The sequence below is a fragment of the Pseudomonas umsongensis genome (assembly GCF_012647205.1).
GTDB classification, from domain to species: domain Bacteria; phylum Pseudomonadota; class Gammaproteobacteria; order Pseudomonadales; family Pseudomonadaceae; genus Aquipseudomonas; species Aquipseudomonas umsongensis.
In genome coordinates this window covers 1,976,070-1,992,620 of sequence record NZ_CP051487.1, presented here as the reverse complement: position 1 = coordinate 1,992,620, position 16,551 = coordinate 1,976,070, and the positions used below count along the sequence as shown (strand labels likewise).

Annotated in this window: 10 protein-coding genes; 9 read left to right on the top strand and 1 reads right to left on the bottom strand. The window is 50.3% G+C overall.

The features are described from left to right. The first annotated feature begins 78 nt into the window (after positions 1-78). The 5 genes from HGP31_RS09040 (at position 79) to HGP31_RS09020 (ending at position 10,962) form a co-directional block, all read left to right on the top strand. The gene (locus tag HGP31_RS09040; RefSeq protein WP_168757504.1) at positions 79-2,568 is read left to right on the top strand and encodes a glycosyltransferase; all 2,490 of its coding nucleotides are present in this window, start codon (positions 79-81) and stop codon (positions 2,566-2,568) included. Then, entirely contained in the window at positions 2,565-5,000 is a 2,436-nt protein-coding gene (locus HGP31_RS09035; RefSeq protein ID WP_240963526.1) for a glycosyltransferase family 2 protein, read from the top strand. The genes HGP31_RS09040 and HGP31_RS09035 overlap by 4 nt, the downstream gene beginning before the upstream one ends. Continuing rightward, a complete protein-coding gene (locus HGP31_RS09030) occupies positions 5,000-6,424 on the top strand; it encodes a hypothetical protein (protein ID WP_168757503.1) in 1,425 nt (474 codons plus the stop codon). The genes HGP31_RS09035 and HGP31_RS09030 overlap by 1 nt, the downstream gene beginning before the upstream one ends. A 42-nt stretch (positions 6,425-6,466) precedes the next feature. After that, a complete protein-coding gene (locus HGP31_RS09025) occupies positions 6,467-9,439 on the top strand; it encodes a glycosyltransferase (RefSeq protein ID WP_168757502.1) in 2,973 nt (990 codons plus the stop codon). 323 nt (positions 9,440-9,762) lie between these two features. Continuing rightward, complete coding sequence (locus tag HGP31_RS09020; RefSeq protein WP_168757501.1) at positions 9,763-10,962, top strand: alginate O-acetyltransferase AlgX-related protein; 1,200 nt, start codon at positions 9,763-9,765, stop codon at positions 10,960-10,962. A gap of 484 nt (positions 10,963-11,446) precedes the next feature. Here HGP31_RS09020 and HGP31_RS09015 read toward each other — a convergent pair whose 3' ends face one another. Then, positions 11,447-12,046, bottom strand: coding sequence for an acyltransferase (locus tag HGP31_RS09015; protein ID WP_168757500.1), 600 nt, complete (start codon positions 12,044-12,046; stop codon positions 11,447-11,449). Positions 12,047-12,948: 902 nt separating this feature from the next. Between HGP31_RS09015 and rfbB the strand changes: the two genes are divergently transcribed. The 4 genes from rfbB to rfbC are packed head-to-tail and all read left to right on the top strand — an operon-like array spanning position 12,949 to position 16,383. Next, positions 12,949-14,049 (top strand): dTDP-glucose 4,6-dehydratase, encoded by a 1,101-nt coding sequence (rfbB, locus tag HGP31_RS09010; protein ID WP_168757499.1) that lies wholly within the window; start codon positions 12,949-12,951, stop codon positions 14,047-14,049. Continuing rightward, entirely contained in the window at positions 14,046-14,948 is a 903-nt protein-coding gene (gene rfbD, locus HGP31_RS09005) for a dTDP-4-dehydrorhamnose reductase (protein WP_168757498.1), read from the top strand. The genes rfbB and rfbD overlap by 4 nt, the downstream gene beginning before the upstream one ends. 8 nt (positions 14,949-14,956) lie before the next feature. Beyond that, a complete protein-coding gene (gene rfbA, locus HGP31_RS09000; protein WP_168757497.1) occupies positions 14,957-15,838 on the top strand; it encodes a glucose-1-phosphate thymidylyltransferase RfbA in 882 nt (293 codons plus the stop codon). Further along, positions 15,838-16,383, top strand: a complete 546-nt coding sequence (gene rfbC / locus HGP31_RS08995) for a dTDP-4-dehydrorhamnose 3,5-epimerase (protein ID WP_168757496.1) — start codon at positions 15,838-15,840, stop codon at positions 16,381-16,383. Before rfbA ends, rfbC begins: the two co-directional genes overlap by 1 nt. The last annotated feature ends 168 nt before the right edge of the window (positions 16,384-16,551 follow it).

The following is a 16,551-nucleotide window of genomic DNA, read 5'->3' as shown; positions in this document are numbered from 1 at the left end:
CGGGGCCCTCTTTTTTGTTTTCACAGCGAAACCCAGATAATCATGTCAAGACATATAGACCATAAGCCGGGATCGCTTATGGATCACTTCCATCGCGACCGCCAAGCCGGTCTCCATGACAGTGCCGAGGTCCACCTCGAACGTGCCTTGCATACCCCCGAATATCGTTCCGAGGCCCTGATCTGGAAAGGGATCGAGGCCTTGCAACATAAAGACCCGCAACGCGCCTTCGTCTACCTGAGTGGCGCAGCCCATCAGCTGCCTCAGCGTACCGACGTTCGCGCACTGCTCGCACGCAGCCTTCTGGCGCAAAATAACGCCAATGCGGCGACCCGGTTGCTCAGCGCCGCGTGGCGCGACCAACCCCACGACCCAACGTTGCGCATGGCACTCTGGCAAGCGCGTAGCCAGTCCGAACAGCCGGCAAAACTCTGCCAACTGATCCTGGCCCACCTGCCCGAAATCAACGACGGCAACGAACTGAAACTCGTGCTTGGCCTGCTGGCCGGGTTACCCCATGCCCCCAAAAACGTGGGTGTGGTGCGCTACGATGCCGAGTGCGGGGAGATCCGAGGCTGGGCACTGAACGTGCGCTCACCGCAAACGCCCCTTCGCCTGCAACTGCAAGCCAACGGACGCACGACACAGGTTGCGGCCGACTCCATTCACCCCCTGCTGCAGCAGGCAGGGATCAGTGCGAACCATGGCGGCATACAGTTCCAGGTCTCGCAGCCGACCCCGGAACTGCAAATCCGATTCAAGGATGGCGCCGCTCTTTTAGGCAGCCCACTGTCGGTACTTCCCCCCTTCATTGCGCCAACGCCAGTGGCCGGGAACGTTGCCCGGCAACAACCCGTTGATGTGCTGGTCCCCGTGTACGAAGGCCTTGCCGAAACCCTGGAGTGCATTGACAGCGTGCTGCGCAACCGCAGCCTCAACCAGACCGAACATCGGCTGGTAGTGCTGGACGATGCCAGCCCGAATCGGGCCCTGAGCCAAGCTCTCAAGAATCTGGCCGCCAGCGGCCAGATCCATTACGTGCGCCACCCGACCAACCTGGGCTTTATTCGCAACACCAACCGCGGCATGGCCCTGAGCCCGGAGCGAGACGTGGTCTGGTTGAACGCCGACACCCGCGTCAACGGAAACTGGTTAGACCGCCTCCGCGCAGTGGCATACGAAGCAGAAGACATCGCCTCGGTCACGCCCTTTACCAATAACGGCGAACTGATGAGCTTCCCGCTCAGCCGCGTCAGCCAGGCCATGCCCAGCGCCGAGCAACAGGCACAACTGGACCACTTGGCCAGCCAGACCGACAGCGTCGCCGTCGAGATCGAAACAGGCTGCGGGTTCTGCCTGTATATAAAGCGCAGCGCGCTGGATGAAGTGGGCTACCTGGATGAGGTTCATCTGTCGCGCGGCTACGGCGAGGAAACCGACTGGTGCCTGCGTGCCCGCAACTTCGGCTGGCGACATATGGGTGCCCCTCGGGTATTCGTCGCACACCAGGGTGGCATCTCTTTTGGCGATGAGAAGATCCTGCGGGTGGCACATAACAACGCCATTCTAAGGCGGCGATACCCCGATGCCGAATCGCGTTACACCGCCTTTTGCCTGCGCGATCCATTGCAGCCCGCTCGCCAGGCACTTCAGCGAGCCCGGTTGGAGCAGTTGCGCAGCTGGATGTCTTGCGAGAAAGGGCTCTCGGGTACACGAGACCTTTTTATCGGGAGTGAGCACCCCTCGATCGCACCCCTGGCTTTGAAATACCTAAATCGCGGTCAATACTCTGAGGTGACGCTACTTGCAGCGCTACCCGGCCTGCCCCTGTCGCTGGAATACCGGCTGCCAAATGACGCAACGCAACTGCTAGCCGATCTGCAATCACTGCCACTCCAGCAACTGACCTATCAGCAACTCGACGGCTGCCCCTTAGAACTGTGTGCTTTAACGGCCCAGCTGCAACGGCCTTACCGGATTAACTGCCGCGACGACCGCTTGCTTGCCGAGCAGGGTGACCTGTACTGGCGGGGCTTCGCCAATCGGGCGCAGAGCGTTCAAATGGCTTGGCCAGCACTGCATGCACGGTATAGCGCCGCGTTTCCCCAAGCGAAAGTACAGAGTTTTGCCCCACCAGCCCCCCGCCCTATGAAAACCCGCACTTTACTCGGCACGCTCTTGATCGCCGACCGGCTGAACAACGCCGATGTGGCACAGCGTTGGCTCAAGCTTGGCCAAAGCATCAAGCGCGAACAACACCCGTGCCTGCTATTGGTGGTCGGCGAAAGTCCCTGGCTGAGCACTCTGCTGTCGATCGGTGCAGTTCAGGCATTGGCTCAACTTCCGGGCCTGAACATTACCGAAACCCTTGCTTTGGCGGGGTGCACCGCAGCACTCAGCCTGGACCCAGCCCCTGGATCTGATTGGACCGCAGCAGCCCTGGCTAACGAATATGGCTTGGCCCTATACGCCGAGCCTGGTGATGTCGCTCTGGAAGCCGGTGCCTTGCCAGTGGCTCAACTGTCCATTTTCTCGACCCCAGCCCCCGCGCCAGTGGATGCCCTATGAATAGCATGACCCTCACTCCGCACTCCGAATACCAAGGCGAGATCACCGGGCTGTACGGCGACGTGCTACAAGGTTGGGCTCTGGACACAGCCCAACCTGATGCACGCCTGGTGATCGAGGTACTGGTAGACGGCGCAGCCGTGGCCCTGATTCGGGCCGATCAGTTCCAACCCGACGCAACCTTGGGAGATCAGTTCCACGGCTTTGCCGTACAACTGAAAGGCGCCTGGTTGAACAACGCGAGCCGGATCAACATAAAGGTCGCCAACCAAATCGATCTGCTCGGAGGGAGCTTGCAGCTGCCCGGCCAACCCGCCAACGAGCCAGCTGCCATCGCCTCCCAGGTCTGGTACAACGGTGGATTGCGCCTCAGCGGCTGGAGCTGGGATCCGCAAGCACCCCATCGGCACATGCAGATCATTGTGCGTGAAGAAAGCCAGGTCCATGCTCGTGTGACTTGCGACCAGCGCCATGCAGCCTTGGCCAATCGCAGCAGCGCTGACCATGGCTTCACTATCGAGCTCCCTTGGTTGCTGGCCGACGGTGAGCCCCATGTTTTGCACATCGAAAACGATCTGGGCCAGGCAGTCTCCGGAAGCCCAGTCACGCTGTGCTGCTGGCCCCAGGGCCTGGAAGGACTTCTGCACGATCACGCAAAGTCGCCCAATCCCAACACCTTGAAACTGATCACTCAGTTGGCCGGCGAACAAAACCGCTGGGCACCCAAAAGTGCCGGCTTCCACCATTACGCGCAGTGGTTCGAGTGCTTTCAGCACGCCGAGCCTATGCCGGCCCAATTGCCGCCGGGCAAGGTCGGTGGGTTGTTGATCAGTACCGGTAACCAGTCCGATGATGCCGTCACTCTAGCCAGTCTCCACCAGCAACGCATGGCCGTCAGTGAAGTCGCCGAAGGCCGCATTGAGAACATCCTGCCGGCACTGCTCACGCTGCTGAGCACTGGCTGCACTACCATTATCCCGGTCCAGGGTGGCGATCACTTGCCCCGTCACGCGATCGACCATTTGCATGCGGCCTTGAGTGGCGGCAGTGCCTGGGCTTTTGCCGATTGTGATCGCGACGGGCCTTCAAGGGAGCGCAGCCTGCCCTGGTTGAAACCGGTGTGGGATGTCGATCTGTTTATCGGCGCAGACCTGTTCAGCCCTGGTGCGGCTTTCAGTGCAGACATAATCCAGCACGCACTGGTGTTACTCACCCCGGACCATGGCCTGCAGGTACTGGATTGGCATCACTTCCTTGCAGCTGTTGCCCTGGCCAGCGAGCGGCGCAAGGCAAGGGTGGTGCACCTGCCAAAGGTACTTTACCACCGTCATTGCCATTCACCGGCAAGTCCCGCCGACGCACCCGCCTCGCCGGATCGCCGCGACGCGATGGAATGGCTGAGCCAAGGGCTGGCGCGGGGTGCCCGCGTACAATCATTACCGAACTACCCTGGCCTATTGCGCACCCATTGGCCACTGCCGCGGACACTGCCAAAAGTCAGCCTGATCGTACCTACACGCGATCAGGTCGGCCTCTTGCGCACCTGCATAGAAGGCCTGCTGAGCAATACCGATTACCCTGACCTTGAAATCATCGTGGTGGATAACCAGTCCAGCGACCCGGCCGCGCTCGAGTACCTCGCCACATTACCGGCGCTTGGCGTGAAGGTATTGGCACACCCCTACCCGTTCAACTACTCCACTATCAACAACCGCGCAGTACAACTTGCAAACGGCGAATTGATTGGCCTTGTCAACAATGACATCGAGATCATCGAGCCTGATTGGTTGAAAGAAATGGTCAGCCAAGCGATTCGACCTGGCGTCGGCGCCGTCGGTGCAAAACTCCTATGGCCCAATGGCATGGTGCAGCACGGTGGAGTTGTAGTCGGTATCAACGGCCTGGCTGCGCACACCGGTAATAACCTCCATCAGGAGGATCCAGGTTACCTGGGCATGAACCAACTGGCACGGCAACAAAGCGCGATCACCGCCGCCTGCCTCCTGCTACATAAACCACTGTACCTGGCACTGGGCGGACTGGATGAGCGCGCCTTCCCCGTGGCCTTTAACGACGTCGACTTGTGCCTGAAAATCCAGCAAAGCGGATTGCACCTGATATGGACTCCTTTTGCACAACTCATACATGCCGAGTCTGCCAGTCGTGGCAAAGACCAAACCCGGGAAAAACTAGCCCGCGCCCAGCGCGAGCAACAAGGGTTTATTGAGCGCTGGTCTTTGGCAGGCCAGCATGACCCGCACTACCATCCGGCATTAAGCCTGGATTATCAGAGTGGACCGTATGGAGGCTTGGCGATACCACCAAGGACGTACTTGGCTCGGGAAAGCGCTCCTCGACTAATTCGTCCAAAAGTACTTCAGATGGAACAGCAATTTTTTAACTCCTTGCACATTCATAAGGAAATGGCGTGATGAAAATCGCGGGCGCAGCTACTGGTGACGTTAGTCAATCGGACTCAAAAGTCCTTCTCTCCGAACAAACAGCACAAGAAATAGCTCTTGAAATCAGCACATCATCAAACAAATTCTTTGAACCTCAAGAGCAAATTAAACAAAAAAACAATGGAAACGGCGCTAAATTCGCTGCACCTGAAAAAGCGATATGTGAGACAACTCTCGAAAACGACCTATTACTGAACAAAATCTTTGAACTGCAAGAAAAGCTAGAGAACTTAGAAACAAATAACAATTCATCTAGCACTGAATCCCGCACTATCGCACACGATAAAATTCTGGTTAAAGAATTCGAAGCCGAAAACGAACTTTTGACCACGCAACTGTTAAACACTCAAGAAATTCTTGAAGCGACCCTGTCGAACAAAGAACTTCTTAAGGAAAAACACAGACTACAAACCGTACGACTTCAAAAGCTAACAGCCAAACTTTCCAGTTTCTGGGAAGCGGAAAGCTTTGAGACTAAGGACACTAGCGGCACAGAAACTGCAAAAACAATAGAGTGGAGATTTCGTAATCTATACCTTGGAGAGCGATTTTTTCCACAGCTGAATTTTACGACCGAACTGATAGAAACTCATGTAAACCTCCGAATTGAGCGCTCGGTTCGTGGCAGCAATCACCCCTGCCCTCTGCTACGCTGGCCAGAGTCATTTGCTCTTGACGACACGCTTCCTTGTATGCCGATAGCGGGAACAAGTAACCAGGGGACAAACGCAGCAATATCTGAACTGGGCGCATCCGACTGGGTTTTCCTCCTGGACCTTGTTAAAAAGCTAATGGATTTTGCTCAAAACCCATCTGAAAGCGCGCCTGAAATTATCAAGCACTCGTTCTTCCTGAGCGGTCTGAAAAAATTATATAACACGCTTAAATCTTGGCCTTTACAACTGCGGTATGACCACGTCAGCATTAAAGAAATAGACGGGCGCGCCAACTATACAGGATTGAATTTCAATCTAACAGGTTTAAGCTTCGGAGAAAAACACTGGCCATCACTAAACTACATACTATCTACAGTCGATGACCTTAGTATGACATTCGGGACCAACCCCAGATTAGAGTTCCCAGCCACCAGTTCGAAAAATGTTTTGTCCAGTTGGTACGCAGAACAAAAAGATGAAAACGGCGAGCGATTTGAATTGCGATTTGCGCAGCCCAACATAATGGACATGCGAGTCTGGAACTCACTGGAAAGCCCCGATCAACTTCTGATTACAGCACTAATAAGCCGTATGCCTCGCATGCTATCACAGCACAAGAATAAAAAGACAAGTGATGAGAATCCACTTATAGACTGGATTGTACTGGCGGAATCGCTCAGAACCAATCTTGCCTATAATACGATTCCACGCATGCGCCGCAACAAAAAAACGGCTTAAACCATAATCAAAGACTGCTCTACATAAAGAATCAGGACCCTCATGAATAGTGAAACCAAGCTAAGTTTATTGGCATTAGCCAACGCGGCAATGAGAGAAAAAAACTACTCTACAGCTATATCACTGTATAAATCCGCGATTAAAGAAAATGCCTCACTCAGTGAACAGGTTAACTTTAATATTGCCTTGGCTGAAAATCGATTAAAAAGGCAATCCCAGCCACTTTTATCTTCCGTATTGAAGTCGGAAAATGAATCACCTGTGCCAGTGCAGGCCACAGTGACGATAGAAAAAAAATCTCCTGCATTTGCGCGAACTGCCGGGCCTGAAGTAAAAGAACATCCTGTGCCCGTGCAGGCCACAGCGAAAGTAGAAAAAAAATCCCCTACATTTGCGCAAGCTGCCGCGCCTGAAGTAAAAGTTCACACTGCCCCCTCGCAGGCGGAAGCAACAGTGGAGAACGCCCCCCCTCCCCCACCACCAACAAATGTTCAATTCTCGCTAATCGAAACAAGCACAACAATTAAACCTGGTCTGAGGGGACATATCGACGTAGTGGACCAGAATTTCGTTCACGGGTGGATTTACGACCAAAACACCCTGGATGAATGTGTACAACTGGACCTTTATGCCGACAACATAAAGCTAGCAACGACGAAAGCAGAGATGATCCGAACTGACGTCGAAAACGCCGGAGGCAAAGCCAAGTGCGGATTTAAGCTAGAGCACGGTAAACATACCAATCTGGTCGGATTTGCAGAGTTACGTATTTACGTATCAGGCACAACAGATTTGGCCTTCTCCCAAATCATCGAAGTAAACCTGCTGTCAGCACAAGTAGCTGGCATTTCAAAGCTGGCTAAAATCATAAAAAGGGAATTGGCCACACACTCAGACCCATCAATGCTTTGGCTGTCTTCGACCCTCATCCCGAAACTTATGGAAAAAACGCGAAAAGGGGAAGTAGAGAAATCACCATCAAAATCCAGGAACCACAATTACTTAAAACAGCCTAAATCTGATATTGTTAGCGTAATAATTCCCGTGTATGAAGGATATGAGGAAACACTAAATTGCATTAATAGCGTTTTATCTTCAAAGAATGAGCACGCCTACAAACTGACCGTAATCAACGACTGTAGCCCCAACGAAAAACTCACCCAAAAGTTGAGACGTCACTCACAACACCACAAGTATGAGCTAGTAGAAAACAAAAACAATCTAGGATTCGTCGGCACCGTTAATCGAGGCATGCGCCTTGCCGATAAGAATGATGTCATTCTACTAAACTCAGACACGTTAGTACCTGACAGGTGGTTAGACCAACTGGTATCTGCTGCATATTCAGATCCTATCATCGGTACAGTCACGCCATTCTCGAATAACGCAACCATTTGCAGTTACCCGAACTTTTGCCAGGACAACACGTTACCGATCGGCCATGATGTAAATTCGCTAAACTCCGTATTCCATGGCTTGAACAACGGAAAGGTCTTAGACCTGCCCACAGCTCATGGTTTCTGCATGTTCATTAAACGCTCCGTCATCAACGAGGTGGGGGTTTTTGATGAACATAAATGGGGGAAAGGGTACGCAGAAGAGAATGACTTCTCGCTCCGAGCGGAGCAACACGGATGGAGGAACGTACTCGCTGTTGACACATTTGTTCAGCACTTGGGTTCGGTATCTTTCTCTTCAAACACCGAGGAGTTCGTTCGTAAAAACCTGAAAATATTGAATGGAATTTACCCGGATTACGCTGCCAGGGTATCTCAGTTTATCGAAAACGACCCAGTACGAAAATATAGAAATACTGTATCCAGGGATATTCTTTTCCATAAAATAAATAGATTAAAAATCAACTCAAAAACCCCTGGAAACTTTGTGCTTTTTGTTTCACTTACTATAGGTGGCGGCACCCAGGTAGCAACTGACGAGCTTTCAAAACATTTGACAAAAGAGGGTGCCCCAACTCTTATGCTGACCTCGCCCGGAGCAGATATCTGGCGGCTGTCGCATACCAAGTGGGATATATACTTAGATTACAAGAACCCATACGAAAACGCAGAACTGATCAATGACCTGAAAGCGCTGGGTGTATGGCACATCAACTACCACAACACAATTGAATTTAGCAAAAATGTTTGGGACCTGCCTCACCAATTAGGCTGCGAGTATGACGTCACGGTTCACGACTATCTTTCAATTTGCCCACGGGTAAATCTCATAGACAATACCCGAGCATACTGTGGAGAGCCGACTACTGTCGATTGCAATGCGTGCATCAATAGAAATGGCGCTCACGAAAGTTCTCTCCTGCAGATCTCTGATTTCAATTCTGACATTAATCAATGGCGGAAGTTTTATGAGCAACAGTTCAGTAGTGCTCGAAAAATTTTTGTGCCAAGCAACGACGTTGGTAAACGCCTTAACAAGTACTTTAAAGACTTAGAAATCACGGTTCGACCACACCCCGAACCTGTAAAAAATGTACTGATAAAAGGTGCATCCAGAGCAGAGCCAATAAATGTAGCTTTTCTTGGAGCCATTGGAATTCACAAAGGCTATGATTATCTATTGGGATGTGCAAACTATGCTGCTGAAAAAAACCTCCCCATTAAATTCCACGTTATTGGATACACGAAAGACGACGAAGAAGTTTGCAAGCTACCGAATGTAGTTTTGCATGGGCAGTATACGAGATCTGAACTCCCCCATTTGCTAAAAAAATCAGGGTGTCGCATAGCAGCAATCTTGAGCGTATGGCCGGAAACTTTTAGCTATACATTCAGCGAAGCCTTAGAGTGCGGCTTAAAAATTATAACTTTCAACATGGGTGCACCAGCGGAGCGATTGCCAGCCGGCTGCGGCAGTGTTGTAGAGCTAGGGGATGATTATAAGGAAATTTGTTTGAAAATAGTTGAATTATCGTCCCTACCTGAAGTTAAGATAACCACTGGCAAAACATACCAAAGCTATCTATCAGAATACTATAAATTTGACAACATCTATTAAAGTTGATAATTGCGACAAACAGCACATTTTGTATTAATACGATTTAACCTAGCGGTGCTAGGGCACATTGAGAACGGTGCGAAAAAGACATGGACGCCAAATCCCAGCAACTGGAAACACGTGTATAAGCGTCCATGTCTGAGATAGGAGCCGTATGTAATAGTTCTCAGGTATGGAGTGCGCTGATTGGCAGATAACCGCCTCCCAAAGGCTCGACCTTTGAGAGTCACCATTGTCAATATTGTATTTTACAGCTAAAAGTGCCATATTGGGTTAGGCACGCAAATTTTATGCTTTTTATAAGTTGATTGCTTAGGTGAATTATGAGTGGTGTGACATTCAGTATTGAGAAAAATAAAGACTTTGATCTGCGATGGTTTTTAGATTCGATCAAATTCGATACTGACAAATTACAGCAAGGTGAAACAATAATTGAGGGTTGGGTTATTGGGGACGAAAGCCACACGGCCGATTCAATAATTATTGAGAAAAAAAACCAAACATTAGAATTCCCTTTAAATGTATCGCGACCAGATGTAATTAATAAATTCTACCCGATCGATAATGAAACTGGCGGCTATAGACCGCATCTGAAATGTGGATTTAGAGTCAGCATTGATTTTAGCCAGGAAACTTTCAAGCTTGGCGTAAAAATAAATCACAAAACGTATTGGGCCGCCAATATCAAACCCAAAAAGCCAGATACTTTGATTGGTGCAACGGGATGGATTTTTCTCGACAACGATACAAATGAGAGTGTTCCTCAGTTCCTTGGAGAGAAAAAGGTTACGGAAAACTGGATCTGCGATTGGAATTACTACTTTACATCTACTTCAGAATACCTGAATGGATTTTGTAAATACACTTTTCTTCTCGCCCCCTCTAAAGAGGAAGTTCTCCAAGAAGAATACCCATATATCAGAACTAAAGAAACTTTGACTGAAAAATTGACACTGAATTTTGGTGACCACATCACATGGCCTGCTGCAAAGCTGAAAGATCAGAAGTATCTTTGTTACGATATGGCAGAAACACACTGGACCGACCATGGCGCCAACATAGCATTATCCAGCTGCTTGGCAGACATGGACGAAAACTATCTAAGTGATATAAACGCAACATACATTGTAGTTTCTACCAGAGGAGACCTAGGGGATAAAGTCACTCCTGCAGTTCGGTCAGTTCGACTTAAAACAGTCATGTCTAACTCTGCGGCATTAATTTCAGATAATAAAATTGTGAATCATGGAAACATAAAGTTTTTTAAGAATAGCGCCCCCAATTCGTATAAAAAACTTTTGATTTTTGGCGGCAGCTCGGCTAATTTCATGCTACCCCATGCTGCCAATCTATTTGGAGAGGTCATGTTTGTGCACTCGACGGGCTCCATTGACAAGAGCATCATTGAGAAGTTTTCACCGGACTTGGTTATACTTCAAACCAACCAACGATTTATTGCTACGCCTCCAAAACCTTTTATTAACAATGAAACATTTATAAAAAAAGTCAAGACACCTATTTAGCAGGACCTATGAATACATACTATTTATAACCCCCTAACTAAATAAAATCTTATAATTCGGTCTATTGTATAGCTTAAACGGAAACGTCAGGGACTTGCCCAATGTCAAGATTGATAGTGAATTGAGTGGAACTTATTTATCTTTTTGAACGCACATCTTGTGCGTCCAATCTCATGAAGAGGTTATGCGCAGGGCCCGTCCGATTTCCAGCACCGCCTGCTCTCCCGACCCTGAGAGGTTGGCTGTTAGCGATCCACAAACTCTACATTCAAAAAATTGCTTCTGGCTGCCGCCCATTCCCCGGAACTAAAAACTCATATCGTGCCCTTTCGCCAACCAATTGTGATGCTGAAAATATTCTTCAGTGCTTGTTCTTATTATTATGGGAAATTTTGCTTCTAAGCCTTGCTGCGAGTGTTTGGCAAATATAGTTTTTACCGCACGGCGAAAATGACGGGATAGAGATCCCGTCTGTTTTTCAAATTTAAATAAGATCAGGTCTCCAGTTTGTCCCTGTTCTAACGACTCGTGCGGGTGACCCCACCGCAACGCAATTGTTAGGTATTGCAGTTGTAACGATAGATCCCGCCCCGATCACCGAATCCTGCCCAATGGTTACTCCCTTCATAACATTTACCCCAGCAGCTAGCCAAACGTGGTTTCCTATCTTGATATCGCCGGCTTGGTTAATTCGCTCTCCAGTCTCTATATCATAAATCGTGTGCATGTCACTTGCCATCATTAGCACATTGTTAGCGATCAGACACTTTTCGCCAATGGTGATTGATGCAGGCTCATGTGCATAAATTTTAGATTGAAAGGTACATGAAACTCCTTCACCAATCTTAATCTGTGCTGAATCTACGCAGTAAATATCGACCTTGTTCATACTGCAATTCTTGGAAATTGTTATACTGCAGTTGTTACCAACTCTTATTGATGCCTCCTTGAATACACAACCACTATCTATCATTACAACATTGTCGTTACCACTGACAGAAATTCTAGCATTCGATTTAGCATTCGAATCACTGTCAATGGATATTTTATTGTTTAGTCCTGAGTCAATTACAGTAATAGGCATGTAAGATCCCGTTGAAAAATTTAACCAAGCTCGGTGTCGACTAGTTTTCTCGATTAGAGCGGGTGGGCACTGCCGAATAAACTGTCCATTTTAACTTTCGATCCATCCAATGCTTACAGGCCATTACGTTCAATAGCTTGAGCAGGATTGGATCACCTGGAGGTTGCAGGGCCTCGAAGCATGCCTAGGATTATACCGACTCAGACCCTCGTAGCGTCAAACCTAATCCGTTCGATTGGGTGCCTGTAGTGAAAGGTCGCAAAAAATTTAGAGAATCCACTATGGGATGATGTAGAGCCTACAAATTTTGCGCCAAGCACTATTATGAAGGCGCACTTCGGAGTCAATTCGAGAGGACAGTATCGAGGTTGCAGATTACAGCGCTCAATTGAGGAAGTATGAAAACACCAGAATACAATTTGACGTCTAAGCATTATAAAATTCTATCAACCGCCCACCACAAAGAGGATCACAGAGCGCATAGCAACTTTAAAGAATGATGCTTTTTATCTCCAGTGTAGCCCCCACCTACTTTTAACGAGAAAACTACCCCCCCCAACTAATCATGACGCAAATAAAGATTCGCACTAACTCTAGAAAAGTTACATCACTCGGATATCAGCAAAATCTTCATATCATTACTTAACTCCACTGCCCGATAGCTAGCCCTGCATTACTACGCCCTCATTGGAACGGCGTGCATCAACACAACTTCCGATAACAATGCCTAGCAACAGAATTCATCCAGCTCCTCTTCAATAGACGCCTTAAGCTAAACCTTAAAAAGGTAATCTTAATCTCATGGCTCGCAACCTACATCCGTATGTTTTTTTTACAAATCACATCTTAATCTGCAATAATAAGCAGGCATTTCAGACTTTAACCGCCAAGAGATATTACGGATGATCTTAATCACAGGCGGAGCCGGGTTTATCGGCTCCAATTTCGCTCAGCAATGGTGTGCACATAGCAGCGAGCCTATTCTGAACCTGGATGCACTGACCTATGCAGGGAATTTGGCGAACCTACAGTCGTTAGAAAATTCGCCACAGCATACTTTCGTGCATGGCAATATCCTGGACGCCGAGCTCCTCGCACGCTTGTTCTCCGAGTACACCCCCCGCGCAGTGGTTCATTTTGCAGCAGAGTCCCACGTGGACCGCTCCATTCACGGCCCGGAGGCATTCGTCGAAACCAACGTGAACGGTACGTTCCGCTTGCTGGAGGCCGCACGGGCCTATTGGTCGGGCCTCGACGCTGAAGCCAAAAGCGCCTTCCGCTTTCTTCACGTCTCCACCGATGAGGTCTACGGAACACTAGGTGCGGATGATCCCGCATTTAGCGAAACAACCCCGTATGCCCCTAACAGCCCCTACTCTGCCAGCAAGGCCGCAAGCGACCACCTGGTGCGGTCTTATCACCACACCTACGGCATGCCAGTGCTGACCACCAATTGCTCCAACAACTACGGTCCTTTCCACTTTCCGGAAAAGTTGATCCCGTTGATGATTGTCAACGCACTCGCCGGCAAGTCGCTGCCTGTTTACGGTGACGGGCAACAGATCCGTGACTGGCTCTTTGTTGAAGACCATTGTGCAGCCATTCGCCGAGTTCTTGAAGCAGGGACTCCAGGTGAGGTTTACAACGTCGGCGGCTGGAACGAGAAGGCCAACATCGACATCGTGCACACCGTTTGCAACTTGCTGGACGAGTTGGCCCCGGCAGCAGGGCGGGGTGTTCGCCATGCGTTGACCGATGCCCCTGTTGAACTTTATCAAGAATTGATCACCCACGTCACTGATCGCCCCGGCCATGACCGTCGCTATGCCATTGACGCGCGCAAGATCGAGCGTGAGCTGGGCTGGTTGCCCGCCGAGACATTCGAGACGGGTATCCGCAAAACAGTGCATTGGTACTTGGCGAATCAGCCCTGGGTGAACGGCGTGCTCGACGGCAGTTACCGGGAATGGGAAAAACTGCAATACAAGACCGAACACGCATGAAGATCCTATTACTAGGCAAAAATGGTCAAGTCGGCTGGGAACTCCAACGTGCACTCGCCCCTTTGGGCGAGGTGATTGCGCTCGATCGCCAGGGTCAGGATGGATTGTGCGGTGACTTGGCAGACCTCAATGGGCTTGCCGCCACTGTTCGACGAGTATCGCCCCAAGTCATCGTCAACGCAGCGGCTTACACCACCGTAGACAAGGCCGAAAGCGAGCCCGAGATCGCCTTTCGTATCAACGCTGAGGCTCCAGGCCTCCTCGCGAGAGAGGCTGCGGCTCTTGGTGCCTGGCTGGTTCATTACTCTACTGACTATGTATTTGATGGCAGCGGTGACCAGCCCAAAGATGAAACCACCAATGTAGGCCCATTGTCCGTCTACGGCAGCAGCAAGCATGCGGGTGAAGCAGCTATTCTCGACTCGGGTGCCAAAAGCGTTGTGTTCAGGACCAGTTGGGTCTACGCGGAGCGCGGTAACAACTTTGCAAAGACCATGCTTCGTCTGGCGCAGGAACGCGAACAATTGAACGTCGTCAACGATCAAATCGGCGCGCCGACCGGCGCAGACTTGATTGCTGATGTGACAGCACATGCCATTCGCTCACTGATGTCAAACGACAGCCACGCCCTTGCAGGGATTTATCACCTGACGGCCAAGGGCGAAACCTCATGGTGCGGCTTCGCACGCCATGTGCTGGAGCATGCTGAAAAGGCCGGCATCCCTCTCAAGGTCGGCGCCGCACAAGTCGGCGCAATCGTGACCGAGGCATACCCACTGCCAGCACAACGACCACGAAATTCACGCCTTGATTGCAAACGGCTGGAGTCGACTTTTGACTTGAGACTGCCACATTGGCAAATCGGCGTCACGCGCATGCTGAATGAAATAATCAACTAGGAGGCAACATGGCACGTAAAGGAATAATTTTGGCTGGTGGATCGGGCACTCGACTGCACCCCGCGACGTTATCGATTTCCAAGCAACTTTTGCCGGTTTACGACAAACCGATGATTTACTACCCGCTCAGTACATTAATGCTGTCAGGCATCCGCGATATTTTGATTATTTCTACTCCCCAGGATACCCCTCGCTTTGAACAGCTCTTGGGCGACGGTAGCCAATGGGGCATTAATCTTTCCTATGCCGTGCAGGCGAGTCCGGATGGTTTGGCACAGGCTTTCGTAATCGGCGCCGATTTTATTGGCAACGATCCATCGGCACTGGTTCTTGGCGACAATATTTTCTACGGTCATGATTTCCAACCGCTTCTCAACAGTGCCATGCAACGCAATACGGGCGCGACGGTGTTCGCTTACCATGTGCACGACCCCGAGCGTTATGGTGTTGCTGAGTTTGATTCGGCTGGCCGTGTATTGTCTCTGGAAGAAAAACCCCTCGTGCCGAAATCCAGCTATGCGGTGACCGGCCTTTATTTCTACGACAATCAAGTGGTTGATCTGGCTAGAGAGCTGCGACCTTCACCTCGTGGAGAGCTGGAAATCACAGACCTAAACTCCTTGTATCTTGACCAACAGAATCTGCATGTCGAAATCATGGGCCGCGGCTACGCATGGCTTGACACCGGCACCCATGACAGCTTGCTTGAGGCCAGCCAGTACATTGCAACCCTTGAAAGGCGCCAAGGACTCAAAGTGGCTTGCCCTGAAGAAATCAGTTTCCGATCTGGCTGGATTGACGCGGAACATTTACTGCGCCTGGCGCAACCACTGGCTAAAAATGGTTATGGCAAGTACCTGCAAAACCTCCTGAAGGACAAGGTGTACTGATGCAAGGCGTTCAACTGGCGATTCCAGAAGTCGTATTGATTACTCCCAAGGTGTTTGGGGATGAGCGCGGATTCTTCTATGAGAGCTTTAGCGCGGGTGCCTTTTATGAGGCTACGGATGTCAAGCCCAGCTTTGTTCAGGACAATCATTCCAGGTCGGTAAAGGGTGTTCTGCGCGGACTGCACTACCAACTCCCCCCTCACGCACAAGGCAAGCTGGTACGAGTTGTTCAAGGCGAAGTCTTTGATGTGGCGGTGGATATCCGCCGTACATCCCCTACATTTGGCCAATGGGTAGGTGAGATTCTTTCTGCCGACAACAAACGGCAGCTATGGATTCCAACTGGATTCGCCCACGGGTTTATCACCTTGAGTGATACGGCTGAATTCCTCTACAAAACAACCGATGTCTACACGCCATCTTGCGAGAGGTGCATAATGTGGAACGACCCTGCAATTGGCATCGATTGGGGATATGACGGCGAGCCTATCTTGTCTGGAAAGGACCAGCTTGGTGTCTTACTCGCCAACGCCGAAGTCTTTTGAAGATTTGAGCTGAAACAACAGCAAGTAATGCAAAAGCCCCACCGCGCAAAATAGCAGGTGGGGCTTACAACATGGTGCAATCAAAAAGGTTGAAGGGCTCAGCTACACTGCCAAGCCATCGGCCTACGACTTGAACCGGCTCAGATCGGTGGCGATTAGCGCAATTCC

What these genes read in the sequence shown, in the direction of transcription:
- HGP31_RS09040 (WP_168757504.1), top strand. Translation starts at nt 79, where the DNA reads ATGGATCACTTCCATCGCGACCGCCAAGCCGGTCTCCATGACAGTGCC.
- HGP31_RS09035 (WP_240963526.1), top strand. Translation starts at nt 2,565, where the DNA reads ATGAATAGCATGACCCTCACTCCGCACTCCGAATACCAAGGCGAGATC.
- HGP31_RS09030 (WP_168757503.1), top strand. Translation starts at nt 5,000, where the DNA reads ATGAAAATCGCGGGCGCAGCTACTGGTGACGTTAGTCAATCGGACTCA.
- HGP31_RS09025 (WP_168757502.1), top strand. Translation starts at nt 6,467, where the DNA reads ATGAATAGTGAAACCAAGCTAAGTTTATTGGCATTAGCCAACGCGGCA.
- HGP31_RS09020 (WP_168757501.1), top strand. Translation starts at nt 9,763, where the DNA reads ATGAGTGGTGTGACATTCAGTATTGAGAAAAATAAAGACTTTGATCTG.
- HGP31_RS09015 (WP_168757500.1), bottom strand. Translation starts at nt 12,046, where the DNA reads ATGCCTATTACTGTAATTGACTCAGGACTAAACAATAAAATATCCATT.
- rfbB (WP_168757499.1), top strand. Translation starts at nt 12,949, where the DNA reads ATGATCTTAATCACAGGCGGAGCCGGGTTTATCGGCTCCAATTTCGCT.
- rfbD (WP_168757498.1), top strand. Translation starts at nt 14,046, where the DNA reads ATGAAGATCCTATTACTAGGCAAAAATGGTCAAGTCGGCTGGGAACTC.
- rfbA (WP_168757497.1), top strand. Translation starts at nt 14,957, where the DNA reads ATGGCACGTAAAGGAATAATTTTGGCTGGTGGATCGGGCACTCGACTG.
- rfbC (WP_168757496.1), top strand. Translation starts at nt 15,838, where the DNA reads ATGCAAGGCGTTCAACTGGCGATTCCAGAAGTCGTATTGATTACTCCC.